This window comes from Streptomyces sp. NPDC001700 (assembly GCF_053596435.1).
Map to the genome: position 1 here is coordinate 79135 of NZ_JBSFGE010000027.1, position 25760 is coordinate 104894.

23 protein-coding genes are annotated in these 25760 nt (G+C 71.8%); 14 read left to right on the forward strand and 9 right to left on the reverse strand.

Annotation, left to right across the window (positions count from 1 at the left end; all coding sequences use genetic code 11):
* The 4 genes from ACWC5C_RS34945 to ACWC5C_RS34960 are packed head-to-tail and all read left to right on the forward strand — an operon-like array spanning position 1 to position 2948.
* Complete coding sequence (locus tag ACWC5C_RS34945) at positions 1-1002, forward strand: proline racemase family protein (RefSeq protein ID WP_450882136.1); 1002 nt, start codon at positions 1-3, stop codon at positions 1000-1002.
* A 28-nt stretch (positions 1003-1030) separates the two neighbouring features.
* On the forward strand, positions 1031-2002 hold the full coding sequence (locus tag ACWC5C_RS34950; protein WP_450882138.1) for an ornithine cyclodeaminase family protein: 972 nt from the start codon (positions 1031-1033) through the stop codon (positions 2000-2002).
* A gap of 20 nt (positions 2003-2022) precedes the next feature.
* Positions 2023-2751 carry a GntR family transcriptional regulator gene (locus tag ACWC5C_RS34955; protein WP_450882140.1) on the forward strand — a complete coding sequence of 243 codons (729 nt, stop codon included), beginning with the start codon at positions 2023-2025 and terminating at the stop codon, positions 2749-2751.
* Positions 2748-2948 (forward strand): oxygenase MpaB family protein, encoded by a 201-nt coding sequence (locus ACWC5C_RS34960; RefSeq protein WP_450882142.1) that lies wholly within the window; start codon positions 2748-2750, stop codon positions 2946-2948. The genes ACWC5C_RS34955 and ACWC5C_RS34960 overlap by 4 nt, the downstream gene beginning before the upstream one ends.
* A 28-nt stretch (positions 2949-2976) precedes the next feature.
* Here the strand turns inward: ACWC5C_RS34960 and ACWC5C_RS34965 are convergent, their stop codons facing one another.
* Together ACWC5C_RS34965 and ACWC5C_RS34970 are read right to left on the reverse strand one after the other, a co-directional pair.
* The gene (locus ACWC5C_RS34965) at positions 2977-4467 is read right to left on the reverse strand and encodes an FGGY-family carbohydrate kinase (protein ID WP_450882144.1); all 1491 of its coding nucleotides are present in this window, start codon (positions 4465-4467) and stop codon (positions 2977-2979) included.
* The gene (locus tag ACWC5C_RS34970) at positions 4467-6137 is read right to left on the reverse strand and encodes a fucose isomerase (RefSeq protein WP_450882146.1); all 1671 of its coding nucleotides are present in this window, start codon (positions 6135-6137) and stop codon (positions 4467-4469) included. Before ACWC5C_RS34970 ends, ACWC5C_RS34965 begins: the two co-directional genes overlap by 1 nt.
* 115 nt (positions 6138-6252) lie before the next feature.
* On the opposite strand from ACWC5C_RS34970, the gene ACWC5C_RS34975 reads away from it, so the two are divergent.
* Positions 6253-7260: a LacI family DNA-binding transcriptional regulator gene (locus tag ACWC5C_RS34975; RefSeq protein ID WP_450882148.1), complete on the forward strand. Its 1008-nt coding sequence runs from the start codon at positions 6253-6255 to the stop codon at positions 7258-7260.
* 3 nt (positions 7261-7263) lie between these two features.
* Here the strand turns inward: ACWC5C_RS34975 and ACWC5C_RS34980 are convergent, their stop codons facing one another.
* Positions 7264-8361 (reverse strand): mechanosensitive ion channel family protein, encoded by a 1098-nt coding sequence (locus tag ACWC5C_RS34980; protein ID WP_450882150.1) that lies wholly within the window; start codon positions 8359-8361, stop codon positions 7264-7266.
* A 276-nt stretch (positions 8362-8637) separates the two neighbouring features.
* On the opposite strand from ACWC5C_RS34980, the gene ACWC5C_RS34985 reads away from it, so the two are divergent.
* The gene (locus ACWC5C_RS34985) at positions 8638-9819 is read left to right on the forward strand and encodes a MalY/PatB family protein (protein ID WP_450882152.1); all 1182 of its coding nucleotides are present in this window, start codon (positions 8638-8640) and stop codon (positions 9817-9819) included.
* Between the two features lie 62 nt (positions 9820-9881).
* On the opposite strand, the gene ACWC5C_RS34990 is transcribed toward ACWC5C_RS34985, so the two are convergent.
* A complete protein-coding gene (locus tag ACWC5C_RS34990; protein WP_450882154.1) occupies positions 9882-11600 on the reverse strand; it encodes a glycoside hydrolase family 13 protein in 1719 nt (572 codons plus the stop codon).
* A 435-nt stretch (positions 11601-12035) separates the two neighbouring features.
* Here ACWC5C_RS34990 and ACWC5C_RS34995 point away from each other — a divergent pair, with 435 nt between their 5' ends.
* Positions 12036-13199, forward strand: coding sequence for a LacI family DNA-binding transcriptional regulator (locus ACWC5C_RS34995; RefSeq protein WP_450882156.1), 1164 nt, complete (start codon positions 12036-12038; stop codon positions 13197-13199).
* Positions 13200-13333: 134 nt separating this feature from the next.
* Here ACWC5C_RS34995 and ACWC5C_RS35000 read toward each other — a convergent pair whose 3' ends face one another.
* Entirely contained in the window at positions 13334-13861 is a 528-nt protein-coding gene (locus tag ACWC5C_RS35000) for a hypothetical protein (RefSeq protein ID WP_450882158.1), read from the reverse strand.
* Between the two features lie 91 nt (positions 13862-13952).
* On the reverse strand, positions 13953-14147 hold the full coding sequence (locus ACWC5C_RS35005) for a hypothetical protein (protein ID WP_450882160.1): 195 nt from the start codon (positions 14145-14147) through the stop codon (positions 13953-13955).
* A 181-nt stretch (positions 14148-14328) separates the two neighbouring features.
* On the opposite strand from ACWC5C_RS35005, the gene ACWC5C_RS35010 reads away from it, so the two are divergent.
* Positions 14329-14775 (forward strand): hypothetical protein, encoded by a 447-nt coding sequence (locus ACWC5C_RS35010; RefSeq protein ID WP_009720338.1) that lies wholly within the window; start codon positions 14329-14331, stop codon positions 14773-14775.
* A 64-nt stretch (positions 14776-14839) separates the two neighbouring features.
* Here ACWC5C_RS35010 and ACWC5C_RS35015 read toward each other — a convergent pair whose 3' ends face one another.
* Positions 14840-15634: a lytic polysaccharide monooxygenase auxiliary activity family 9 protein gene (locus tag ACWC5C_RS35015; RefSeq protein ID WP_450882162.1), complete on the reverse strand. Its 795-nt coding sequence runs from the start codon at positions 15632-15634 to the stop codon at positions 14840-14842.
* 93 nt (positions 15635-15727) lie between these two features.
* Positions 15728-16489, reverse strand: coding sequence for a dienelactone hydrolase family protein (locus tag ACWC5C_RS35020; protein WP_450882164.1), 762 nt, complete (start codon positions 16487-16489; stop codon positions 15728-15730).
* 330 nt (positions 16490-16819) lie between these two features.
* Here ACWC5C_RS35020 and ACWC5C_RS35025 point away from each other — a divergent pair, with 330 nt between their 5' ends.
* From ACWC5C_RS35025 to ACWC5C_RS35045, 5 genes are all read left to right on the forward strand, one after another.
* On the forward strand, positions 16820-18028 hold the full coding sequence (locus ACWC5C_RS35025) for a PucR family transcriptional regulator (protein ID WP_450882166.1): 1209 nt from the start codon (positions 16820-16822) through the stop codon (positions 18026-18028).
* A gap of 203 nt (positions 18029-18231) precedes the next feature.
* On the forward strand, positions 18232-18621 hold the full coding sequence (locus ACWC5C_RS35030) for a hypothetical protein (RefSeq protein ID WP_450882168.1): 390 nt from the start codon (positions 18232-18234) through the stop codon (positions 18619-18621).
* Positions 18618-20282 carry a sodium/solute symporter gene (locus tag ACWC5C_RS35035; RefSeq protein ID WP_450882170.1) on the forward strand — a complete coding sequence of 555 codons (1665 nt, stop codon included), beginning with the start codon at positions 18618-18620 and terminating at the stop codon, positions 20280-20282. The genes ACWC5C_RS35030 and ACWC5C_RS35035 overlap by 4 nt, the downstream gene beginning before the upstream one ends.
* On the forward strand, positions 20212-20991 hold the full coding sequence (locus ACWC5C_RS35040; protein ID WP_450882172.1) for a PTS sugar transporter subunit IIA: 780 nt from the start codon (positions 20212-20214) through the stop codon (positions 20989-20991). Before ACWC5C_RS35035 ends, ACWC5C_RS35040 begins: the two co-directional genes overlap by 71 nt.
* A 23-nt stretch (positions 20992-21014) precedes the next feature.
* Complete coding sequence (locus ACWC5C_RS35045) at positions 21015-22583, forward strand: PTS ascorbate transporter subunit IIC (protein WP_450882174.1); 1569 nt, start codon at positions 21015-21017, stop codon at positions 22581-22583.
* 9 nt (positions 22584-22592) lie between these two features.
* On the opposite strand, the gene ACWC5C_RS35050 is transcribed toward ACWC5C_RS35045, so the two are convergent.
* Positions 22593-24884, reverse strand: a complete 2292-nt coding sequence (locus ACWC5C_RS35050) for an ATP-binding cassette domain-containing protein (RefSeq protein ID WP_450882176.1) — start codon at positions 24882-24884, stop codon at positions 22593-22595.
* 122 nt (positions 24885-25006) lie between these two features.
* Here ACWC5C_RS35050 and ACWC5C_RS35055 point away from each other — a divergent pair, with 122 nt between their 5' ends.
* Positions 25007-25750, forward strand: a complete 744-nt coding sequence (locus ACWC5C_RS35055; protein ID WP_450882178.1) for a MerR family transcriptional regulator — start codon at positions 25007-25009, stop codon at positions 25748-25750.
* The last annotated feature ends 10 nt before the right edge of the window (positions 25751-25760 follow it).

Consider the following 25760-nt stretch of genomic DNA (forward strand, 5'->3'; position numbering starts at 1 on the left):
ATGCGCAGCGACCGGGTCTTCCACGCCGTCGACTCGCACACCGAGGGGATGCCGACCCGTGTCATCACGGGCGGCGTCGGGGTGATTCCCGGCGCCACCATGTTCGACCGGCGCCGGTACTTCATCGAACACCTCGACCACATCCGCCGGTTCCTGGTGACCGAGCCGCGCGGCCACTCCGCGATGAGCGGGGCCATCCTCCAGCCGCCGACCCGCCACGACGCCGACTGGGGTGTGCTCTTCATCGAGGTCTCCGGCTGTCTGCCGATGTGCGGACACGGCACCATCGGCGTCGCCACCGTCCTGGTGGAAACCGGCATGGTGGCGGTCGAGGAGCCCGTCACCACCATCCGACTGGACACCCCCGCCGGGCTGGTCGTGGTGGAGGTGGCCGTCGAGGCGGGCGCGGCGCGCGGGGTGACGCTGCGCAACGTACCCGCGTTCACGCTCGCCCTGGACCGTACGGTGAAGACCGCGTCCTTCGGCGACATCCGCTACGACATGGCCTTCGGCGGCAACTTCTACGCCATCGCCGACCTGGGCGACCTCGGAATCCCCTTCGACCGGGCCCACAAGAACCGCGTCATGGACGCCGGGATGACCATCATGGCCGCCATCAACGAGCAGGACCGCCCGGTCCACCCCGGAAACCCCGAGATCAGCGGCTGCCGCCACGTCTATCTGGCCGCCCCCGGATCGGACGCCACGCACTCCCGCCACGCCATGGTCATCCACCCGGGCTGGTTCGACCGCTCACCCTGCGGCACCGGCACCAGCGCCCGCATGGCCCAGCTGCACACCCGTGGACTGCTGCCGCTGCACACCGACTTCCGCAACGAGTCGTTCATCGGCACCCACTTCACCGGGCGGCTGGTCGAGGAGACCACGGTCGGCGGACTGCCCGCGGTGGTGCCCACCGTCACCGGGCGCGCCTGGATCACCGGCACCGCCCAGTATCTGCGCGACCCCGACGACCCGTTCCCCGAAGGTTTCGAGCTGTAGAGATTCGAGCGTAAAGAGCCGACCACTCATGAAGACCAGTATGAAGACTGTCGACGCGGCCGCCGTGGCCGCCGCCCTGTCCCCGCACACCGCGATCCGGGCGCTCCAGCAGGCGCTGCGGAACGGGCTCGACCCCGAGGCGGCCCCGCCCCGCGCGGTGGTGCCGGTGGACCACGGCCAGCTGCTGCTGATGCCCGCCGAAGGCCGTACCACCCGGGGAAGCGCCTACGCGGGCGTCAAAATCGCCACCGTCGCACCGGACAACCCGGCGCGCGGACTTCCCCGCATCCAGGGGCAGTACCTGCTGCTGGACGCCGAAACCCTCACCCCGCTCGCCCTGCTGGACGGGGTCGCGCTCACCAACGTCCGCACCGCCGCGATGTCCGCAGCGGCCGCCGACCTGCTCGCCCCGCCCGGCGCGTCCCGGCTGGTGCTCTTCGGCGGCGGCCCACAGGCCCACAGCCATCTGGCCGCGCTGCGCGCGATCCGCCCGATCACCCAGGTCACCGTCGTGGGCCGCACCCCGGAGCGCACCCGCCAACTCGTCGAGGGCTTCCCGGGAACCGCCGGGGTCCGCGTCATGGCCGGTGCGCCGGAGGCGGTCGCGGACGCCGATCTGATCGCCTGCTGCACCACGGCCCGCACCCCGCTGTTCGACGGGACCCTGCTGCCCCCGCACGCCACCGTGATGGCCGTGGGATCGCATGAACCCGATGCCAGGGAAGTGGACGACCACACCGTCCGCCACGCCACCGTCGTGGTCGAGTCCCGCGCCGCCGCCACCCGGGAGGCGGGCGACCTCATCCAGGTCATCGACCGAGGCCTGCTCGACCCCGCCCAACTGCTGCCCCTCGCCGACCTGGTGCGCGACCGGCCGGGCGGCCCGGCCGTGGACAGCGGACGCCCCCGGCTGTTCAAGAGTGTGGGAATGGCATGGGAAGATCTGGTACTCGCCGGTACCGTCCATGAGGCCATCGAGTCCCGTCAGGCCGACGAGTAGCGACAGATGAAGGAGACCGCATGACCGTGGACGACGGGGCCACCACGCGCCTGCCCTCGCTCCGCGGCCGCCTCAGCCTCCGCGAGGAGATCGCCGAAACCCTCCGTGGCGCGGTGATCTCCGGAGAGCTGAAGCCCGGTGTCGTGTACTCCGCGCCGAGCCTGGCCGAACACTTCGGGGTGTCCGCCACACCGGTACGGGAGGCCATGCTCGACCTCACCAAGGAGGGGCTGGTCGAGATCGCCCGTAACAAGGGCTTCCGGGTCACCCATCTCTCCGCGGCCGAGCTGGACGACATCACCCACCTGCGCGCGCTCATCGAGATCCCGGTGATCCGGCAGATCACCGAGGCGGGCGTGGCCCCCGAGGTCATCGCGCGGCTGCGGCCGCTGGCGGCGGGCATCGAGGATGCCGCACACCGCCGCGACTTCATCGCCCACGTCACCATCGACATGGAATTCCACCTCACCCTGCTGGAACAGGCCGGGAACAGCAGGCTGGTGGAGATCGTGCGCTCCCTGCGCACCAGCTCCCGGCTCTACGGGCTGCGGACACTGACCGAGGGCAGCGCCCTCTTCGACTCCTCCCACGAACACGCCGAACTCCTCGACCTCATCGAGGCGGGCGACGCGGACGGCGCGGAGGCCCTGATGCGCCGCCACCTCGGCCACGTCCGTGGCATCTGGGCCGAGCAGACCCCCGCCCCCGAAGGCCACCCGCCCGGGTGCTCGCCGCCACGGGCCGGATGACCCAGCTCGGCCTCGCCGACCGCATGGGCATCGCCGAAGTGCCCGCCACCTGGCGGGAGTTCGAGGCCTGGATGAGGACTCACGAGCGCGCGCACTTCGCCGCCACCCCGGAGGGCCGGGCGCTGTGGCAGGCCACTCGCGGCATGCTGGCCGACCGGGTGCCCGGGGTGCTCGGCCCGCGCGTCCAGGAGCCGTAGGACACTCCTGGACGCGGGCCCAGGAGCCCTAAGAGAGCCCGTGGACGATGTCCGCGGTCGCCGGGTACAGCTCGCGGTAGCGCGCGTACAGCTCGTCGTAGCGCGCCGAGGTGGCCGGGTCGGGGCGCACCTGGACGGCGGGCGGATTCCACCGCGTGATCGAGGCATCGCCGACGGCCGACGCGGCGAGGAACGCCGAACCGAGGCTCGCGCCGATGGTGTGGGTGGGGATGTCCTGGGTCAGCCCGGTGATGTCGGAGACGATCTGCGTCCACAAATGCCCCTGGGCGCCACCGCCCACGGCCACCACCCGGTCGATGCGGCCACCGGCGGCGCGGATCGCCTCCACGTTGTGGCGGACGCCGAAGCCGGTGGCCTCCAGCGCCGCGCGGTAGAGATCGCCGCGGGTGTGCGCGAGGGTGAGGCCCGCGAGGACACCACGGGCCGCCGGGTCGGCGACGGGAGTGCGTTCCCCGTCGAAGTACGGCAGCATCAGCAGCCCGCGCGCACCCGTGCCCGAGGTCTCCGCCTCGGCCAGCAGTTCGGGCACGGACGGGTCCCCGAACAGCGAGCGCAGCCAGTCGGTGATGGCCCCCGAGGACGCCATGCCACCGGCCAGATTGCGGGTGCCCGGGAGCGCCCCGACGGTGCCCCACAGGGCGGGGAAGGTGACGCGCTCCTCGACCGTGTTGATGAGGAACATCGTCGAGCCGTACATCAGCATCAGATCACCGGCGTTGTGCGCGTCGCCGCTGACCGCCTCCGCCCACGCGTCGATGGTGCCGACCGTCACCGGGGTGCCCGGCGCGAGCCCGGTCGCCTCCGCCGCCCGTGGTGACACCCGGCCCGCCACGTCCCCGGACCAGCCGAGCCGGGGCAGTTCGATCCGCCCGGCCAGCCCGTCCGACCAGGGGCGGTACCAGTCGAGCGCGCCGGTGTCGTACAGCGGGGTGCACTGGCTGGCCGAGTGGTGGTCCAGTACGTACTCCCCGGTGAGCCGGTGCACCAGCCATGAGCTGGGCATGAACAGCCGCCGGGCGCGGGCGAAGACACCGGGCTCGTGCCGCGCGAGCCACGCCAGCTTGGGGCCGACGGCCTGCGTGGAGAGCACCGAACCGCAGCGACGCAGGATCTCCTCGCGGCCCAGCTCGCCCTCCAGCTCGCGGATCTGCTCGGTGGCGCGGGTGTCGATCCCGTACAGCAGCGCCGGACGCAGCGGCACCCCGGCGTCGTCCGTGACGGCGACGCACGGCCCCATCCCGCTGACCCCGACCGCCTCGACGGTCACCTCGGCGGCCACCTCGGCGGATCCGAGCAGATCCCGCACCAGCGTGATGAACTCCCGCCACCACACCTCCGGATCCATCTCCACCCAGCCCGGACGCGGCCGGTCGACGGAGTGCCGTACGACGGACTGGGCGAGGACCGTGCCATCCGTGGACACCAGCACACCCTTGGAGCTGGAGGTCCCGATGTCCACGCCCACCACGGCGCGCCGCTGTGCGCTGTGCGACGTCATCACCCGGCCTCGATCGCCACGTCGCCGCACAGGTGCACGGACACCCCGAGCCGTTCGAAGGCCGTCGCCTTGGCGGCCAGCGCGCGGTCGGCCGTGGCCGCGTCGGGCGCGTACACCACCTGGATGTGATTGGCCTTGTGACGGGCCATGAACTGGTCGCGGCTCACCCCGTCGAGGACCGCGTGCATGATCGGCCACTCCGGGTTGGTGGCCTCCCGGCGCCGCCGCGTCTCCTCCTCCGGCAGCTCCACCGCCCGCCCGCGGCCGATGTCCAGCTGCAGCGCGCCACCGGCGATGTACAGCCGGGACCAGACGATCTCGCCGGGCCGGGACACCCCGGACAGGGTGCCGCCACCGGCCGGGAAGTACACCGGGTTCTGCCGCAGCGAGACGGCCTCGGCGTAGCCCCGGGCCAGGTGGGAGGCCGGGACGGAGCCGGAGATCTCGAAGACCCAGACGAACCGGCCGTCGTACTCCTCGCCCCAGCGGACGTCGTGCAGGGTGGTGGCCGGGTCGAGGCCCATCGCCGTCCAGACGCGGTTGCTGAGCAGCGCGTCCACCGCCACGCCCTCGTCCACCTCGTTGAAGTGGGGGAGTGGCTGGTCCTCCCACAGCACCCGGGAGCCGTCGCGGCTGCGTACCGGGGGACGCTCGGCGTTGTTCAGCAGCCCCTCGGCGAGGTCGGACGCGGCCACCAGGTCCTTCAGGCCCTGCTGGTACTGGATACCGACCGCGTCAAGACCGAAGTCGTCGCTGATCCGCAGCGCGGCGATGTACATCGCGAACTGCTGGCGCAGCTGCTCCTCGGTCAGCTCCGTGGCCTCGTCCTTCCCCGTCTCGAAGCGCATGCCGCGCTCGGTGAGCCACGTGCGCACCGAGCTGGTCTCCGCCTCCGGCACCGTGGCCATCTCGGCGTACAGCGCGCTCTGCGACAGGCGCTCCTTGTAGATGCCGAGGGGATTGAGGAGTTCGTCGTCGATGATGGCGTTGTACATCCCCATGCAGCCCTCGTCGAAGACCCCGATGATGGCCTTGTCCGCCATCAGCTGGTCGGCGACCGCGTGTCCCAGCTCGCGTTCGGGCGAGGCCGGGAGCGGCGGCAACGGCCGTACGTGCGAGGCGTCCTGGGGAACGGTGCCGGTGTCCACCCAGCTCCGAAGCCCGTCCAGGAACCAGTCGTCGGTGAAGTCCACGCTCCACAGCGTGGAGTACTCCTTGCCCATCTTGGTCAGGCCCGCGTTCACCCCGAGCAGCCCCACCAGGCCGGGCCAGGTGCCGTCGAAGTTGGCCACGGTCAGGAGGGGACCTCGGTGGGTGCGCAGCCCGGCCAGCACATGGTGGCTGTACTGCCACACCGCCTCGGCGACCACCAGGGGCGCGTCGGGCGGGATCGAGCGGAAGACGGACAGCCCCATGCGCTGGCTGTCGATGAAGCCATGGCCCTTGACCGGATCCACCTCATGCGCCCGGCGCACCGTCCAGCCGAGCTTCCCGAAGGCGTCGCCCAGCGCGGCTTCCACCGCCTCCTGGACCGGCCACCCCGCCGCATTGGCGGAGGGGCGCAGATCGCCGCTGGCCACGAGCCACACCGTGGCGGGCTCCACGGTCGGCCTCGGCGTACGGACCGGCACGGTGTACGGCATGGACGCCACCACATTTCCCTGCGTCATCGATGGGTCCGCGACGGTCGCCGCGGGTGCCCGCAGGCTCTCAGAAATCGATTTCTCGGACAAGGGTCCGACACCTGTGGTGATGCCGCGCCGAGAGGTGGCTACCGTGGGTGAGGTGACACCAACGCCGACGATCAAAACCGTTGCCGAGGAGGCGGGGGTCTCCCCGGCCTCCGTGTCCCGGGCCCTCAACGGCAATCCGTCCATCGCGCCGGAGATCGTCGAGCGGGTGATGCGGGCCGCCGACGCGGTGGGCTACCGGCCGAACGGGATCGCCCGCAGCCTGCGCACCCGCACCACCAAGGTCATCGCGCTGCTCATCCCCGACATCGGCAACCCGTTCTTCACCGCGGTCGCGCGCGGCGTCACCGACGCCGCCGAGGCGGAGGGCTTCACCGTCCTGCTCTGCAACACCGACGAGGACCCCGAGAAGGAGCGCCGCCACCTCGCCGTGGCCGAGCAGGCCCGGGTGGCCGGGGTCGTGCTGTCCCCGCAGGGCCGGGACACCGACATCTCACGGCTGCGCCAGAGCCGTATCCCGGTCGTGGTGATCGACCGCCCGCTGAGCGAGAAGACCGACGCCATCGTGGTGCGCTCCTATCCGGGCGCCCGGGCCGCCACCGCCCACCTCATCGAGCAGGGCTGGTCGCGCCCGGCCTGTGTCACCGGCCCGGCGTCCGCCGACACCGCCCGCGCCCGGCTGCGCGGCTACCGCGCGGCCCTTCGCGACCACCACGGCCTGCGGGAAATCGTCGCGCACGCCGACTTCCGGCAGGACGGCGCGATGCTCGCCGCCCGGGAGCTGCTGTCCCGGGCCGATCCGCCCGACGCGTTCTTCGTCGCCAACGCCCCGATGGCGCTCGGCACCCTGGCCGCCCTCGCCGAACGCGGCCTGCGCGTCGGCTCCGACGTCGGCTTCGTCTCCTTCGACGACGCCCCCTGGGCCCCGTACATGACGCCGCCCATCTCGGTCGTCGCCCAGCCCGCCCACCCCCTGGGCGAGCGCTCGGCACGGCTGCTGCTGGAATCCCTCCGCGCCCCCGCGGAACGCCCCCCACGCCGCATCACGCTGTCCCCCACCCTCATCGTCCGCGCCAGCTCGCTACGGCCGCCCCAGAGCTGAGCCCTAGCGCTCCGTCAGGAGACCCGGGTCGGGGGTCGGCTCGCCGGTGCGCTGGGTGGGCAGGGGGACCTGGCCCGGCTGGTGGAGGACCACGGTGCGGATCGGGAGCGGGATCTCGATGCCCTCGGCCTGGTAGCGCCGGTGCAGCCGCTTCATGAACTCGTGCTTGATCAGGTACTGGTCGCTGAACTCCAGCGCGCCCAGGAAGACCGAGAAGTCGATGCCGGACTCGCCGAAGGTGTGAAAGCGGATACTCGGCTCAAAATCGACCACGCCACCCGAGACGTCGGCCATCACCTTCGCGGCCACCTCGGCCGTCACCCGCTCGACGTGTTCGAGGTCACTGCGGTACCCGACCCGCACCTGCACCATCACCGACATCTCCTGCCCCGGCTGGTGGTAGTTGGTGGTGATGGTCCCGGCCAGCTTGGCATTGGGGATGATCACGAGGTTGTCGGACAGCTGGCGGATCGTGGTGTTACGCCAGTTGATGTCCACGACGTACCCCTCCTCCCCGCTGCTGAGCCGGATGTAGTGGCCGGGCTGGACCGTCTTGGACGCCAGGATGTGCACGCCCGCGAACAGGTTGGCCAGGGTGTCCTGCAGGGCCAGCGCGACCGCCAGACCGCCCACGCCCAGCGCGGTGAGCAGCGGCGCGATCGAGATGCCCAGGGTCTGGAGCAGGATCAGCACGCCCATCATCAGCACCGCGATGCGGGTGATGTTGACGAAGATGGTGGCGGTGCCCGCCACTCCGGACCGGGACAGCGCCAGCGTCTGCACCAGACCGGCGACCACCCGTGCCGCCGTGACCGTCGTGGCCAGGATCAGCGCCGCGATCACCACCTGGTTGACGGTGTGGCCGACGGCACGGGTCAGTGGCAGCGCCGCGGCCGCTGACGACACGCCCACCGACATCGCCGCCCAGGGGGCCAGGGTGCGCAGCGTGGCGACGATGATGTCGTCCCCGCTCCACCGCGTCCTGCGGGCCCGCTCGCCCAGCCACCGCAGCGCCATCCGCGCCAGCAGTCCGGCCGCCGCGGCGGAGATCAGCGCGGCGCCGACGATGATGATGTCGTGCAGCGTGAGTGCCCGGTTCACCGCTTACCTCCCGACGCCCCGAGGGCGGCGGGCCGCGTCGTCTCCGGCCCGGAGTCCTGTCTGCTGCTCACCTGGTCACCTGTTCGTGCGGAGGATGTGCCGATGGCGTCGCGGCTCGTTCACACGGCCTCGACGTGACCTGCCATCTTGCCGCATCCCGTCAACATGCTGATGACCGCCCGGCCATGACCACGAGGACGGAATTGGCTGGTCGTCACAGCATGGACCACGTGGAGAACATGGGCGAACACGGGCATCGCGGGGACCATGGATGACATGGATCTCATTCCGCACGGCCCCACCGAGGACGACCCCAACCCGCTGAACCGGCTCTCCCTCGACCAACTGCGGCGCCGGACCAGCATGAAGTGGCGCACCTACCCGGACGACGTGCTGCCCCTGTGGGTGGCCGAGATGGACGTCCCGCTCGCCGAGCCGGTGGTGCGGGCGGTCGCGGAGGCGATGGCCCTCGGCGACACCGGCTATCCGGCCGGTACGGCGTACGCCGAGGCGCTGGCGGGCTTCGCCCGGGAGCGCTGGGGCTGGGACGGGCTCGCCGTGGACCGTACGGCGATCGTGCCCGATGTGATGCTGGGCGTCGTCGAGGCGATCAAGCTGACCAGCGGCCCGGGCGACGCGGTGGTGGTCAACTGTCCGGTCTATCCGCCCTTCTACCCGTTCGTGGAGCACATGGACCGCCGGATCGTGGAGGCGCCGCTGGGCGCGGACCTGCGGCTCGACCTCACCGCGCTGGAGGACGCCTTCCGGCGCGCCGTGGCGGGCGGCCGACGCGCCGTCTATCTGCTGTGCAGCCCGCACAATCCGACCGGAACCGTGCACACAGCCGGGGAACTGGCCGCCGTCGCCGCGCTCGCCGACCGCCATGGCGTACGGGTCGTGACCGACGAGATCCACGCGCCCCTGGTGGCCCCGGGGACCGTCTTCACCCCGTATCTGAGCGTGCCCGGCGGGGAGAGCGGACTGTCGCTGATGTCCGCCTCCAAGGGGTGGAACCTCGCCGGGCTGAAGGCCGCGCTGCTCATCGCCGGACCCGCGGCCGCCGAGGACCTGGCGCGCCTGCCCGAAGAGGTCGGCCACGGCCCCAGCCACATCGGGGTCATCGCCCACACCGCCGCGCTGCGCGAGGGCGTGGAGTGGCTGGACGCGCTCCTCAAGGGGCTCGACGACAACCGGCGGCTGCTCGCCGAGCTGCTGGCCCAGCACCTGCCCGGGGTCCGCTACCGGCCGGGTCCGGCGACCTTCCTCGCCTGGCTCGACTGCCGCTCCCTGGACCTGGGCGACGACCCCGCCGCCGTCTTCCTCGACCGCGGCCGGGTGGCCCTCAACTCCGGTTTGCCCTTCGGTACGGGCGGGGCGGGCCACGTCCGGTTCAACCTGGCCACCTCGCCGGAGGTGATCGCCGAGGCGGTACGGCGGATGAGCGCGGCCCTCGCCTGACGGCTGCCTTCCGGGCGTACGTCCTCAACCGACGTACGCCCGGATCACGCCACGCTGACGTGTCAGCCGGTCAGGTCCGTGATCCACCAGGCCGCGGCGCTGCCCGGCAGCGTCCCGGGCGGGCAGGAGGTGCTGGCCAGGATGGGCGCTCCGGTGACCGGGGCCGGGACCGCGTGGTCGCTGAAGTTGATCGCGCACACCAGCCCGTCGCCGCGCATGAACGCCAGTACCTCGGGCGGCGACTCCATCCACACCAGCGGGCCCTCGCCCATCTGCGGCAGGCTGCGCCGCAGATACAGCCCCTCGCGGTACAGATGCCAGAACGAGTCGGTGTCGGCCAGCGCCCGGTCGGTGGCGTGTTCGGCGAACCACTCGGGCTGCGGCAGCCACGGCTGGGACGCCGCCTCGCCGGTGGTGAAACCGAACGGCGAGGCGTGCCCCGACCACGGCAGCGGCACCCGGCAGCCGTCGCGGATGTGCTGACGGCTTCCGGTGCGGTGGAAGATCGGGTCGGTCAGCACCTCGTCCGGCAGGTCGACCACCTCGGGCAGGCCCAGCTCCTCGCCCTGGTAGACGTACGCGGCGCCGGGCAGGGCCAGCATCAGCAGGGCGGCGGCGCGGGCCCGGGACGGGCCGAGGCACGCCACCTCGCCGTCACCCGGTTCGCCCGCGTACCGGGTCACGGTGCGGACCTGGTCGTGGTTGTTGAGCACCCAGGTGACGGTGGAGCCGGTGTCGGCGATGTCCCGCATCGCCTCGCTGATCACCTTGCGGAACACGTCCGGGTTCCAGGGGGCGGTGAGCAGGTGGAAGAAGAAGGCCTGGTGGAGTTCGTCGGAACGGACGTACTTGGCCTGCTCCAGCGGCGTCTGTACGGAGACCTCGCCGACCAGCAGCCGGTCGTTTCCGTCGCGGGCCGTGTACTCGTCGCAGATGGCGCGCCAGCGGCGCCACTCGTCGTGGATCTCCGGCTGGTTCCAGGCGAGGGGGTTGACGGAGTCGCGGGTGCGTTCGTCGATGGTGGGGTCGTCGGAGTCGGGCAGGTCGGGGTGTTTGAACAGGCCCGCCGCCACGTCGATGCGGAACCCGTCGACGCCCCGGTCCAGCCAGAACCGCAGCACCTCGTGGAAGTGCTCGCCGACCGACGGCTCGCGCCAGTTGAGGTCGGGCTGTTCGGGGGTGAAGAGGTGGAGGTACCACTGGCCCGGGGTGCCGTCGGGTTCGGTGACCCGGCTCCAGGCGGGGCCACCGAACATGGCGTGCCAGTTATTGGGCGGCAGTTCGCCGTCCGCACCGCGCCCGTCGGCGAAGTGGAAGCGGGCGCGGGCCGGTCCGCCGGGTCCCTCGGCCAGGGCGGCCCGGAACCAGGCGTGCTCGCTGGAGCAGTGGTTGGGGACGATGTCCATCAGGACCTTCAGCCCGAGCCGGTGGGCGTCGTGCACCAGGCGGTCGAACTCGTCCAGATCGCCGAAGATCGGGTCGACGCCGAGGTAGTCGGCGACGTCGTACCCGTGGTCGTGCTGCGGCGACGGGTAGAACGGGCTGAGCCAGATCCCGTCCACGCCCAGCTTCTTCAGGTACGGCAGCCCCAGCCGGGCCCCGGCGAGGTCGCCGATGCCGTCCCCGGTGCTGTCGAGGAAGCTGCGGAGGTAGATCTGGTAGATCACCGCGTCACGCCACCAGGCGTTCGGTGAGCCCTCCGCGCGGTGCGTGGAGGGGCGGGGCGCCGTGGTGGCCGTAGCGAGGCCCGTTGCCTCGCCACTCGCCGGTATTGCGGTCATCCGGCGCTCATCCGGGGCTGTCATGCGTCCATCCCATTGCTGGTTCGTGCTGGATCTTGCCGTTGCGATTGCTGACGGGAGTCGGCCGGGCAGGGGCGGTCCGGCGCCGTGCGGCAGGGCGTCACGGTCGGCAGCGGGGTGTGCTGCCCGATCGCCGGTGAGGTGCGGCGCGGTTGGCGCGCGGAGGCCCCCGGGGCGGACTCAGATGCCGCGCGGGGCGCGGGTTTTACGGTGGGCCGAGGGGTGGGCCGAACGGCGGGCGGCCGGGGCGGGGGCGGCGTACGGCTCCCCGGCGGGCATGCGGTGCCTCTGACTGCTCACGGACAGGCCCTCTCGTGCGGCACATCACCGTTGATGTATCGATAAAGCACAGTGGCATAAGATGGGGGTGAGCGGCAAGCGATCACGAGAAGCCGGAGCAAACCGGGAGAGCGGATGGCGACGCTGAAGGATGTGGCCCGCACGGCGGGGGTCTCGGTGATGAGCGTCTCCAACGTCCTCAACGACACCGGCCGCTTCTCCGCCACCATGCGCGAACGGGTCCTCCAGGCCGCCGAGGAGGTCGGTTACGCGGGTCCCGACCCGGCCGCCGCCTCGCTCCGGCGCGGACGTACCGGCACCGTCGGGGTGGTGCTGCCCCTCCCGCTGGAGACGGCGTTCGCCGACCCGGCCGCCACGGCCTTCCTGGAGGGCGTGGCCCGTGAGTTCCAGCGCCGCCGCACCACCATGACCCTGCTCGCCCTGCCGCCCGCCGTGGGACCGCTCGCCCGGCATGCCGCCGCCCCCGTCCAGCAGGTGGCCGACGCGCCGCTCGCGGCGCTGGAGAAGGCCGTGATCGACGCCGCGCTGCTGTACAGCGTGGAGGAGGACCACCCCGGTCTGGACATCCTGGTCAAGCGCGAACTGCCGGTGCTGGCCGTGGACTCGCCCGGCCATGACACCGGACGTGAGCGCTTCGGCGACGCCTGGGCGGGATTCGTCACCGTCGACGACTTCGGCGGCGCCCGGCGCGCCGCCCGCCATCTGGTCGGCCTCGGCCACCGGCGGGCCGTGATCCTGGTCGACCGGCTCGCCGTTCAGCCCCGGCTCGGCCCGGCCACCTGGCCCCAGGCGCTCGCCACCACCAGCGCGATCCTGCGCCGCAGGCTGCTGGGCTACCGCGACGCGTGGGCCGAGGCGGGGCTGCCGTTCACGGATCTCACCGTCATCGAATGCGGCAGGAACGACATCGCGGCGATTCGTACGGCCGTGCACACCCTGCTCACCGCGCCGGGCCCGCGCCCCACCGCGCTGCTCGCCGTCTCCGACACCCTCGCGCTCGGCGCGTGCGCGGCCGCCCGGGCCCATGGCCTCGCCGTGCCCGGGGACTTGGCCGTCATCGGATACGACGACATCCCGGCGGCCGCCACCGCCGTCGTACCCCTGACGACGGTCCATCAGCCCACCGTGGAGAAGGGCGAATCGGCGGCCCGGCTGCTCCTCGATCACACCGACCAGTACGGCGAGCACCGCGCCGACCACCGCCCCGATCACGGCGTTCCCGCCGCGCCGCCGGAGTTGCCCACCCGTCTCGTCATCCGCGCCAGCACACCGGCGTGACCCGCCGTACGTAGTCGCCGAGGGCCCACCGGGGGACCCACCCCCGCTCCCGCTGGGAGGTGCCCCCTGACGCCGCTCGCTGATCTGGCCTGATCCGAAAGACACCCCCGCGAGCTGGTCCACCGCGTAGCGGGTCAGCACCGGCCGGGCGTCCGGCCGGTGGCGCGCGGAGGCCTCCACCGCGCGGGGGCGCGGCAGATGGCCGATACGGACGCGCCTGCCGTGCACCAGGACCGTGGAGCCCAGGCGCACGGCGGGGCGGGAGCGGGTGGCGGCGAGCGGGGCGAGGAGCACCGGGTGTGCAGCCTGGTAGACGCGGCGGTCCCGGCGGGGTCATGACGGGGTGTCCGCACGACGGGTGCCCCGGGTCCCGCCCGCCCGGCGGCGTGGCCGGAGGCCGCGTACGGAAACAGGCGCTGCGCGGCCGTCCAGCTGGACCGCCGCCCGGCCAGCAGGGCGCGCACCCGGCGCGGGTCGGCGCCGGGGCTCGGCTGGACGGGCGCGACGAGCCGTTCGTCCCCGTCGCCGTCCGGGACACCGACGGGCAGGGCCAGTTCGACCCCGGCGACGTGCAGCGACGGCTCGTACAGCCCCGGGTAGATGTCTCGGCCTCCTCGACGGCGGCCGCCGGGAACAGCTCGGTGAGCGCGTACACGCTCCACGCCTCGTCCGCGTCCGCCGGAGCCGAGCCGGTCCAGACCCGGCCGGTGAAGCGGGTCGAGGCGGCGAGCGCCGCCCGCAGCTGCGGTGGCGTCAGATACGTGGCCTGCGGGGCCAGCCGCCCGAGCTGCCGGGCGAGGACCCGTGGCGTACGGGCGGGCAGCGCCACCGGGGCGCCCGCGCGAGCGACGGCAGCAGTACGAAGAACGTGCCGCCGAGCACCGGCGAGCCGTCGTCGCCCGGCTCGAACATCCCGCGCGGCAGCGGGAGTCCGCTGGAGCGCGCCACGTCTGCGCAGTACGCGTACTCAAAAGCCGCCGGGACCGGGGCGTTTCGCCGTCCGAGGGAAGATCCCCGTTGATCCCCATAGATTTTCGATGATCCCTACAGATTTCCGTGCAACCATCCTGGGCCATCACATGTCACCTAGACGTCGCAAAAACGCGCCCTAGGGTTACAAGGGGGAAATATGAAGATTTCACGCTATGTTGCCGCGACCGCGGTCCTGGCTTCCGCCGTCGCGGGCTCCGTGGTCCTGGCCCCGTCCGCTTCGGCGGCGGCCAAGGCCGCGTACAACGGGGCCTGTGGCAGCGGGTACAAGGTGGTGAACTCGGCGCCGATCGGCACCCAGGGCACCGTCTTCCTCACGTACAACTCCGCCAAGGGCAAGAACTGCGTCGTCACCGTCCGCAACTCGACCGGGGCGGCGAAGAACATGTTCGCCTACCTCTACGTGAACGGCTCGGAAGACTCGCAGCTGGACGAAGGCCTGTACACGTCCTACGCAGGCCCGATCTACGACTACGGGCGCGGGAAGTGCGTCGACTGGGCCGGGGGCATCGACAACCAGTCGACCTTCACCTACGGGTCGAACTGCGCGTCCCTCAAGGAGCACCGGGTGACCAAGGGCTGGTAATCCGCCCGGCCCCGCCCACCGCAGCACCTGAAACATCACCGTGACGGGTCGCCGCCGCTGCTGGTCAGCGGCGGCGACGCCGTGTCACGAACACCCCGGCGGCCGTCAGCACGGCAGCGGCCGAGCCGCCCGCGACCAGCGGCATGGCGGTGGCCGAGTCACTCTGCTCGCCGTCCGCACCGGTGTCTTCGCTGACGCCCTTCGCGCCGGATTTCCCGGCCCCGGCGGAGAGCACCACATCCGAGCAGGAGTAATAGGTGTCCGCGGTGCTGGAGTTGCGCCAGATCGTGTACAGCAGCTGACGGCCCGTGCGGTCCGAGGGCAGCTTGGCCTTGATGTGGTACGCGCCGTCGGTCAGCGCCGGGTCCTTGACCTTCGCGAACGGCTTGGCGTCGAGGTCGGACCACTTCAGCGGCCGCGTCGGATCGTAGCCCCGCTTGGTGAGATACAGCTCGAAGGTCCCGGTGTGCGGAATCGTGGAGCTGTAGTCGAGCGTGAGCTTGGCCCCGGGGGCGAGCCGGGTCGAGGGCCAGTCCGCACGCGGCAGATCCAGCCCCCGGTAACCGTCGATGCCCGCGCTGCACAGCCGTCCGTCCGGGATCCGCTGCCGGTCCCGGCCGCCCACGTCGGCGATGCGCAGGTTGTCCCACTCCTCGAACGCCGCGCCCCCGGCCGCCTTCGCCGCCTTACAGGCCGCCGACCGCGCCTCCCGCCCGCCCTCCGGAGAGCAGGCCACCGTCCGGCTGACCGGATCCACCGGCGCCCCGTGGGCCAGCGCGGGCCCGGCGCCCACCGCGGTGAGCAGCAGCGAGGCGGTTCCGGCGAGGGTTGCCGAGGCGGCGGTGCGGTGCGCGGTCATGCCGGGGAGTACGAGAGGGAGGGGCGGTGCGTTCAACCGGTGCGTTCAACCGGTTGTGCAACCGGTGTGTTCAACCGGCCGTCGGTGGCGGTGTCACCGCCGCAGCGTGCGCTCGAAGAGTGCCAGCAGCTCCTGCCAGTGCCGGTCCTCCGCGGAGGCGTCGTACATGGCGGTGTCGACCTGGGTGAACCCGTGGTGGGCGCCCTCGTACACCTCGCTGCGGTACCGCACCCCGGCCGCGTCCAGCGCCTCCTCCAGCTCGGCGATCTGGTCCGCCGGAATCGACGGGTCCTGGTCGGCGTGGCCGAAGTACAGCTCCGCCGACACCTCGTCGACGAGCCGGTGCGGGCTGTCCGGGGCGTCCGTCACCAAGTGGCCGCCGTGGAAGCTGGCCGCGGCCGCCACCCGCTCGGGGTGGGCCGCCGCGGTGCGCACCGCCAGCACACCGCCCATGCAGTAGCCGACGCTGCCCACGGGCCCGTCCGCGACCAGGGGAGAGGCGGCCAGCCAGTCGAGGTACACGCCCGCGTCGCGCATCGCCAGCTCGGGCGTGTGCGCCCGCATGAGCGGGCCGAGTTGGTCGAAGATGTCCGTCCGCTGCGAGGGGTCGATGAACTCCGGCAGATCCACCACGGGCGCCCGGCCCGCCCGGTAGAGGACGTTGGGCACCAGCACCGTGTAGCCGTGTCCGGCGAGGCGCTTCGCCGCCTCCTCCACCGTGGCACGCGGCCCGAAGGCGTCCGGGTACAGCAGGACACCGGGGTGCGGGTCGCCGTCGCCGGGATGGGCCACGTAGGCGTCGGCGACTCCGTCGAGGGTGGGGATGTCCAGGGGGGTGCCGTGCACGGAAGCCATGGCCGCACCTTTCTCTCGCGTCGTGGGGCGGCCCCACCGTATCGCTGTGCTCCCGGCACCCCGTGGACCGGCTCACGTGGCCGGACGGCGATGGCGGCGCCGAGCGGAATTGTCCGAAGTCACCGACCATGCGGTATGCCGATGATGCAATAGCGGTGGAGGTCTGGCCCCCGAGCGGGTCCGGCCTCATGATGCCGCGTTGAGCGGCACATCGCACGTCAGAGGTGGAGGAACGTCATGCACCCAGTCACCGGCTCCCGCGCTACCGGCCCCGCCGCCGGGCGCTCTGCCAGCCGACTGTCTGCCGACAGGGCCCGGGCGCTGCCCCGTATGCCCGCCGCCCGCCCGCCCGTACGTTCGCGGGCCGACCCCGAGGCCGTCGCGCTGCTGCACCGGACCGCCCGCGTCCTCATCGACGAACTGCCCCGGCTCACCGATGAGGTGGTCGCCCTGATGCGGGAGCGAGAACCCGTCTACAACTCCGCGGCCATCGACCCGAACGAGCTGTGGCGGGATGTCAACGACTCGCTGTCCAACAACGTCCGCGCCCTGCTGTACCCCAAGGAGACCCGGGAGACGGCCCGCTCCTGCTCCTGGCGGATCGGCGCCGACCGCGCGGCCCAGGGCCTCCCGCTGGACGCGCTGCTGCACGGCTTCCGCATCGGCTGCACCGTCGTCTGGGACGAACTGGTGGAGTCGGCCTCGCGCGAGGACCCGGTGGGCGCCCGGGGCCTGGTGCATGTGGCGGCCGACATCTGGAACTTCGTCGACGAGCACTGCACGCTCGTCGCCGAGGCGTACCACGAGGTCGGACGGCAGCTCGCCTGGCACCGCGAGAACCGCTTCCGGATCATCATCGAGGCGCTGCTGGACGGCACCGCCCGGGTGAGCGACTTCCCGGAGGCCGAGGAGGTCCTGGGCCTGCCCGAGCAGGGGCGTTACGCGGTCGTCGCGCTGGACCACCCGGGCACCGGCCCCGGTGCGCCGCGCCCGCCGGAGATCCAGGCAGGTGGCCGTACCGTGTGGCACACCGGGGAGTCCACCGCCCACGCGATCGTCCTCCTCGGGGACGTCCACCCCCAGCAGGTGGCCCGGGGCCTCACCGTCCAGCCCGGCGCCCGGGCCGGGGTCAGCCCCGCCGTCACCGGCCTGGCGTCGGTGAACGTGGCCCGCCAGCTCGCCGATACGGCGCTGCGCGCCTGCCCCGCCACCGGCGAGGCCGCGCTGCTGGAGGAGCATTACCCGGAGGCGCTGGTGGTGTCCTCCCCGGACCTGGCCACCGCGCTCGCCGACCGTATGCTCGGGCCCGTCCTGGCGCTCGAACCCGCCGACCGGGACGTCCTGCTGACGACCCTGACGGCGTGGCTGGGCGCGGACGGGTCGGCGCGCGAGGCGGGGCGGGCGCTGTTCTGCCACCGCAACACGGTGCTCAACCGGCTGCGTCGCTACGAGCAGCTGACCGGGCGTACGCTGCACCGCCCGCGCGACGTCGTCGAGTTGTCGCTCGCCCTCGCGGCGCACGGGCTGCTGTCACTCTGACCGGATTCGTGAGGATCCGGTAACGGACCTGTGCGCCACGGGCGCGGGCGGCCAGGAAGAGTGTGGGCGTGCACAACGGCCGTCAGTGGATCATGTGCTTCTGCCACGCGGTACCCCGACGGGCTGTACGGCGGTCCCGGTGAGCTGCTGTCGTGGCGGTTCGTCCCACCCGCGCTGGACGGATCCGCCACGAGGAGCACCACATGTCCGATCACGCATGGGGGCAGACCACACATCCGCGCCCGGTGCGCACCGCTGAGGTCATGCCCCCGCGGCCGCCGGAGGTGACGGGGATGCGTCCCGCCCCGCCCACTGACGTCCGTCCGGACCACCGCGGGGAGCGCCGGGCGCGGCGCTCGCCCTGGCGGCGGCCGTGGCCGTGGACGGCGCGGGCCGCCTGCGCCGCGCTGGCCTGCCATCTGGCCGCCGTGGTGGTCAACTGCACCGCCGGTGGAGGGATCGACCTCGGAGCGGGCGGCGGCTTCACGGTGGGCGCCCTGCTGGTGGGCGCCGACGCGGCGGTCCTGGTCACCGTCCTGGTCCGCGCCGAGCGGCGCGGACCTGCCGAGGACACCGGGGAGAGACAGCGATGAGCGGCGGTTTCGAGCCGAGGACCCTGGCGTTCGTCCTGTTCGCCTGCTTTATCGCCGTATCGTTCCTGCTCTGCATCCTGGCGGCCACCGACAGCGACGACCCCTCCGAGTTCTACATCGGCACCGGCAACCTGGGCCCGATGCAGAACGGCCTGGCCATCGCGGGCGACTACATCTCGGCCGCCACCGTCCTCAGCACCACCGGCACCATCGCCATCGCCGGATTCGACGGTGTCCTCATCACCATGTCCACCGTGGTCTCGATCCTGCTGTTCATGCTGGTGATGGCCGGACCCCTGTGCGGACACGGCCGGTACACCCTGGGCGATGTGCTGTCCGAGCGGCTGAGCGAGCGCCCCGCCCGTATCGGCACCGCCGTGCTGGTGCTGGTGGTCACGATGCCGCTGCTCACCGTCCAGCTCAATGGCGCGGGCGACATGATGTCCCTGCTGATCGGCATCCCCGGCGCCGCGTCGGTCACCGGCTGCACCATCTTCATCGGCTCCCTCATGGTCTGCTACGCCGCCCTCGGCGGGATGAAGGGCACCGGCTTCATCCAGATCCTCAAGACCGTGATCCTGCTCGGCGCGTTCATCCTGCTCGCCGTGCTCGTCATCAAGCGCTTCGACTGGAACCCCGCGACCCTCTTCGGCGCGGCGGCCGACAAGAGCGGCTACGGCGATGCCTTCTGGGAGTCCGGCCGCCAGTTCGGCGACTCGGCCACCGGCAAGCTGGAGGTCATCAGCATCCAGCTGACCCTGGCGGTCGGCGCGGCCTGTCTGCCGCACATCACCATGCGGCTCCATCCGATCCGTGGCGTGCGGGCCGCCCGCTCCGCCACGACCTGGGCCGTCGGCGCGGTCGCCGTGCTGGGCGGGCTGATCGTGATCGTCGGCGCGGGCGCCACGGCCATCGTCGGCACCCCGGCGCTGCGCGCCGCCGACCCCACCGGCACCAACTCCCTGCTGCTGCTCACCCGCGCGCTCGACCCGGGGGCCGAGGCGGCCCACCGCAGCCTGCTGTTCACCCTCGTCGCCTGCGCGGTCGTCATCACCACGCTCGCGGCCGTCGCGGGGCTTACCCTCGCCGCCGCGGCCTCCCTCGCCCACGATGTGCTGGCCAAGGTCATGCTCCCGGGGCGGCTCTCCCCGGCCCGCGAACTGGCCGCGGCCCGGGCGGCGATCGTGGGCGTCGGTGTGGTGGCCGTCGCCCTCGCCATGGTGACCCAGCACTGGAACCGGCAGATCCTGATCTCCTTCACCTTCACCGCCGCCGCCTCCGCGCTCCTTCCGGTCCTGCTGTACGGGACGATGTGGCGCGGCTTCACGGTGACCGGAATGCGCTGGGCGATGTACGGCGGTATCGGCCTCACTCTCCTCACGATCGTCTTCTCCCCGGCGGTCTCGGGCGGCGACCTCGCGGTCTTCCCCGACCGCGACTTCCACTGGTTCCCGCTGCGCAACCCGGGCCTGATCACCATCCCGGCGGGCTTCCTGCTGGGCTGGGCCGGTTCCCGCCTCGCGGGGCGGCCGCGTCCCGAGGACCCCTCGCCACCTGGTGAGCAGGGCGGGGATGCGAGGATTTCGCGCCATGGACGAACTGATAGATCTGCTACCGGCCGGGTGCGTACGGCTCGGCGCCGGGGCGGCGGACTGGCGTGAGGCGATCGCGGTCGCCGGTGGACTCATGGTGGACGCGGGCTTCACCACCGCCGAGTACACCGCGGAGATGATCGCGGGCGTCGAGGAGAACGGGCCGTACATCGTCGTCGCCCCTGGTGTGGCGTTCGCCCATGCCCGGCCCTCTCCCGCCGTCCGCGCGACCGGCATGTCCTGGGTCCGGCTGGCCGAGCCCGTGGAGTTCGGGCACGAGACCAACGATCCGGTCACCCTGGTCGTGGCCCTCGCCGCCACCGACTCGAGCGCCCACACCGCCGCGATGGGGAGCCTGGCCCGGCTGCTCGGCGACCCCGATGCCGCGGCCGCCCTCGCGGCGGCGCCCACCCCCGAGGCGCTGCTCGCCGTGCTGAGCGGCGACGAGCAGCCGGAATCCGCCCCCGCGAAGCCGCGGGCGGCAGGGGCTTCCCAGCACAAGATCCTCACGGTGTGCGGCAACGGCGTGGGCACGAGCCTGTTCCTCAAGAACACCCTGGAACAGGTCCTGGACCGCTGGGGGTGGTCGGCGTACGTCACCGTGGAGGCCACCGACACCATCTCCGCGAAGGGCAAGGCCTCCGAGGCCGTGGCCCTGCTCACCTCCCGTGAGATCGCCAGGACCCTGGGCGATGTGGGACGGCCGGTGAAGGTGGTTCAGGACTTCACGAGCACCGCGGAGATCGACGCGGTGCTCCGGGACACGTACGACGTCTGACGACGGGAACAGAAGTAGACATCATGGGCTGGCTCGTAACTCCCGCCAAGTTTCTCGTGAACGAGATCCTGAGCGAACCCGCGTATCTGATCGGCATCATCACCGCCATCGGACTCATCGCGATGAAGAAGACCACCGGGCAGATCATCGGCGGCGCCATCAAGGCGACCCTCGGCTTTCTGCTCATCGGAGCGGGCGCGGGGCTGGTCACCAGCTCCCTCACCCCGCTGGGCACGATGATCCAGGGCGTCACCGGCGCGCACGGCGTCATCCCGACGAACGAGGCCATCGTCGGCATCGCCCAGGCACAGTTCGGGTCGCGCGTGGCCTGGCTGATGATCCTGGGCTTCGTGGTCAGCCTGCTGCTGGCCCGGTTCACCCCGCTGCGCTATGTGTTCCTGACCGGACACCACATGCTGTTCATGGCCACGCTGCTGACCGTGGTGCTGGCGGGCGCCGGTCAGTCCACCGTCGTGGTGGTGGCGGTGGGCGGTGTGCTGCTCGGCATCATGCTGGTGGCCATGCCCGCGTTCGCCCACCCCTGGACCAAGCGGGTCACCGGCAGCGACACCGTCGCCATCGGCCACTTCGGCACCGCCGGTTACGTGGTGGCGGGCGCGGCCGGAAAGGTGGTCGGCAAGCGCAGCCGCAGCACCGAGGAGATGAAACTCCCCGAGGGCTTGCGCTTCCTGCGCGACTCGATGGTGGCCACGGCCCTGTCGATGCTGTTCATCTACGTCGTGATGGCGGTGCTCTTCCTCGTCAAGGCCGGGCAGCAGAAGGCCTTCAAGGCCTTCGCCACCGGCACCGGAACCGCCGCCACGGACACCGGCAACTATGTGATGCAGTCGGTCATGCAGGGCCTGCAGTTCGGCATCGCGGTCGCGGTCATCCTCTTCGGCGTACGGACCATCCTCGGCGAACTCGTGCCCGCCTTCCAGGGCATCGCGAACAAGGTCGTGCCCGGCGCCCTGCCCGCGCTGGACGCGCCGATCGTCTTCCCGTACGCGCAGAACGCCGTGCTCATCGGCTTCCTCTCCAGCTTCACCGGCGGCCTGGCCAGCCTGGCGCTGCTCACCTGGGTGTTCAACCCGGCGTTCGGCCTCGCGCTGGTCCTGCCGGGCCTGGTGCCGCACTTCTTCACCGGGGGCGCGGCGGGCGTCTACGGCAACGCCACCGGCGGCCGCCGTGGCGCCGCCGTGGGCGCGTTCCTCAACGGTGTGCTCATCACCTTCCTGCCCGCCCTGCTGCTCAAGGTGCTCGGCGCGTTCGGGAAGCAGAACACCACCTTCGGTGACGCCGACTTCGGCTGGTTCGGCGCGCTCATCGGCAACGCGGGCAAGGCCGGTGGCGGGGTGGGCGTCGCCCTCGTCCTGCTGATCGGCCTGGCGGTCCTGGGCGCGGCCGTCCTGGTGCAGAAGCGCGTGGTCGACACGGGCTGGGACCCGGGCGCCGCCCGCGACGCCCTGATGCCCAAGGACACGGCGGCGGCCACGGACGCGGGGGCGGAGGACGCCCCGGGCGGGACCGCCTCGTACCAGAAGATCGCCCCGCCCGCGGGCGCCCCCGTGCCCCCGCCACCGCCCCGGTGACGCACGGGCCTACCGGCTGACGTACTCCCGCAGATGGGTGGCAGTCAGCGACGTACCGGAGGCCACCAGGTCGGCGGGCGTCCCGGTGAACACCACCCGGCCGCCGTCCTGGCCCGCCCCCGGGCCCAGGTCGACGATCCAGTCCGCGTGAGCCATCACCGCCTGGTGGTGCTCGATGACGACGACCGTGTTGCCGTCGTCCACGAGCCGGTCGAGCAGCCCGAGCAACTGGTCCACATCGGCCAGATGCAGCCCGGTCGTCGGCTCGTCCAGCACATACGTCGTGCCGTTCTTCGCCATGTGGATGGCGAGCTTGAGCCGCTGCCGCTCACCGCCGGACAGGGTGGTGAGCGGCTGGCCGAGCCCCAGATAGCCGAGGCCCACCGCCATCAGCCGGTCGAGGATCACCCGCGGCAGTCCGGTGGTGAAGAACTCCCTGGCCTCGGCCACCGGCATGGCGAGCACATCGCCGATGCTGCGCCCGCGCAGCCGGTACGCCAGCACCTCCGCCTTGAACCGCTTGCCCTCGCACTCCTCGCACACCGACGCCACCTCGGCCATCATCGCGAGATCGGTGTAGGTCAGGCCGATGCCCTTGCAACGCGGGCACGCGCCCTCCGAGTTGGCGCTGAACAGCCCCGGCTTCACCTTGTTGGCCTTGGCGAACGCCGACCGGATCGGGTCCAGCAGCCCCGTATAGGTGGCCGGGTTGCTGCGGCGTGAGCCGCGGATCGCCGACTGGTCGGCCACGATCACCCCGTCCCGCCCGCCCAGCGAGCCATGGATCAGGGAACTCTTGCCGGACCCGGCGACCCCGGTGACGACGCTGAGCACCCCGAGGGGGATGTCCACGCTCACATCCCGCAGATTGTGCAGCCGGGCGCCGGTGATCGGCAGCTGGCCACGGGGTTCACGCACCTTGTCGCGCAGGCTCACCCGGTGGCCGAGATAGTCGCCGGTCAGGGTTCCGGAGGCCCGCAGCCCGGCCAGATCGCCCGCGTAACAGATCTGCCCGCCCGCCGCACCGGCTCCGGGGCCCAGATCCACCACATGGTCGGCGATCAGGATCGTCTCCGGTTTGTGCTCCACCACCAGCACCGTGTTGCCCTTGTCGCGCAGCTGCAGCAGCAGGGCGTTCATACGGCTGATGTCATGCGGATGCAGGCCCACGGTGGGCTCGTCGAAGACGTACGTCACATCCGTCAGACTCGAACCGAGGTGGCGGACCATCCGCACCCGCTGCGCCTCGCCACCGGAGAGCGTGCCGGACTCCCGGTCCAGGCTCAGATACCCGAGGCCGATCTCGACCAGCGAGTCCAACGTGTCGCGGAGGGTTTCCAGGACCGGCCCGACCGCGTCGTGCCGGATGTCCCCGACGAACGCGGCCAGATCGCTGATCTGCATCGCCGAGCACTCCGCGAGGGTGCGGCCGTCGACCGTACAGGACCGGGCGGCCTCGTTCAGCCGGGAGCCGTCACAGTCGGGGCAGCGGGCGAGCGCGACCGCCCGGTCCGCGAACGCGCGCACCTGGGATTGCATCGCCTCCCGGTCCTTGCCCAGGTACAGCCGCCTGACCTTGGTGACCAGCCCCTCGTAGGTCAGGTTGTTCTTGCCCACCTTGATCTTGGTCGCGGGCTTGTACAGGAACTCCTGCCACTGCTCGGGGGTGTAGTCCCGCAGCGGGGCATCGGGGTCGAAAAGGCCGGAGTGCGCAAAAAGCTGCCAGTACCACGTGTCCACCCCGAATCCGGGGGCGGTGATCGCCCCCTGGTTCAACGACCGCTCCCGGTCGACCAGTTGGCCGATATCGATCTCCGACACCCGGCCCAGCCCCTCACACCGCGGACACATGCCCTCGGCCGTGTTGAAGCTGAACGCGAGCGGCGGGCCCACAAACGGGGTGCTGATCCGGCTGAACAGGATCCGCAGCATGGTGTGGGCGTCGGTGGCGGTGCCCACGGTGGAACGGGAGTTGGCGCCCATGCGCTCCTGGTCGACGATGATGGCGGCGCTGAGGTTGCGCAGCGCGTCGACGTCGGGGCGGCCGAGCGTCGGCATGAAGTTCTGGACGAACGCCGTGTAGGTCTCGTTGATCAGCCGCTGTGACTCCGCGGCGACGGTGTCGAAGACGAGCGAGGACTTGCCGGATCCGGAGACTCCGGTGAAGACGGTGAGCCGCCGCTTGGGTATATCGAGGGAAACTTCCCGCAGATTGTTCTCCCTGGCCCCGCGGACCTGAATCACATCGTGTGCGTCCGCGGCATGGTGGTGCCGAACATCGTCCCTGTCACTGACATCCATGCCTTCAAGTGTTTCATTGAAGTACCGCGTAGAGACTTTTCGCCATCGCGCGCCAGCTCGACGGGAGGTGAGGGCGGAAAACCCTCAACTCGCCGTACACACCTTGCGGATAGAGTCACCCCATGAGCCGTCCCACCACTAGCCCGGAAACACCGCTGCGCCCCATCGACCTGGCGCGCTCGGCCGGAATCTCCACCCAGCAGATCCGCAACTACGTCGACGCGGGCGTCCTGCCACAGGCCGCCCGCACCCCGGCCGGTTACCGCAGGCTCGACACCCGCCACCGCCGGGCGCTGGCCACGTACGACGCGCTCGTCCCCGGGTACGGACTCCACACCGCCCGGGAGGTCATGCGGGCGGTCCACGCCGATGACGTACCGCTCGCGCTCGGCCTCGTGGACGCCGCCCACGCGGCCCTGCACGACCAGCGGCTGTCCCTGCGGGCCGCGGGCGAGGCGCTCGAAGCGGTCGCCGGGCAGACCCCGGAGGCCCTGGACGTGCCCCGGGGTGGCTTGCGCATCGGCGAGGTGGCCGCGTACCTCGGTGTCCGCACCTCCGCGCTCCGGGTATGGGAGTCCGCCGGGCTGCTGGTCCCGAAGCGCGAGCGCGGCACCCGCTACCGCACCTATCGTCCGGCCGACGTCCGGGACGCCCGGATGATTCATATGCTGCGGCAGGACCGCTATCCCCTCGACCGGATCCGGCCCGTGCTGGAGGGGCTGCGCCACACGGGCAGCAGCGACGCGCTGCGCGAGGTCATCGCCGAGCGCCGGGAAGGGCTGACCCGGCGCACCACGGCCATGCTCGAAGGCGCCGGTCAGCTGCACCGCTATCTCACCGGAAAACAGTGCGCCGAGGAGCGATGAGTTTGCCGCG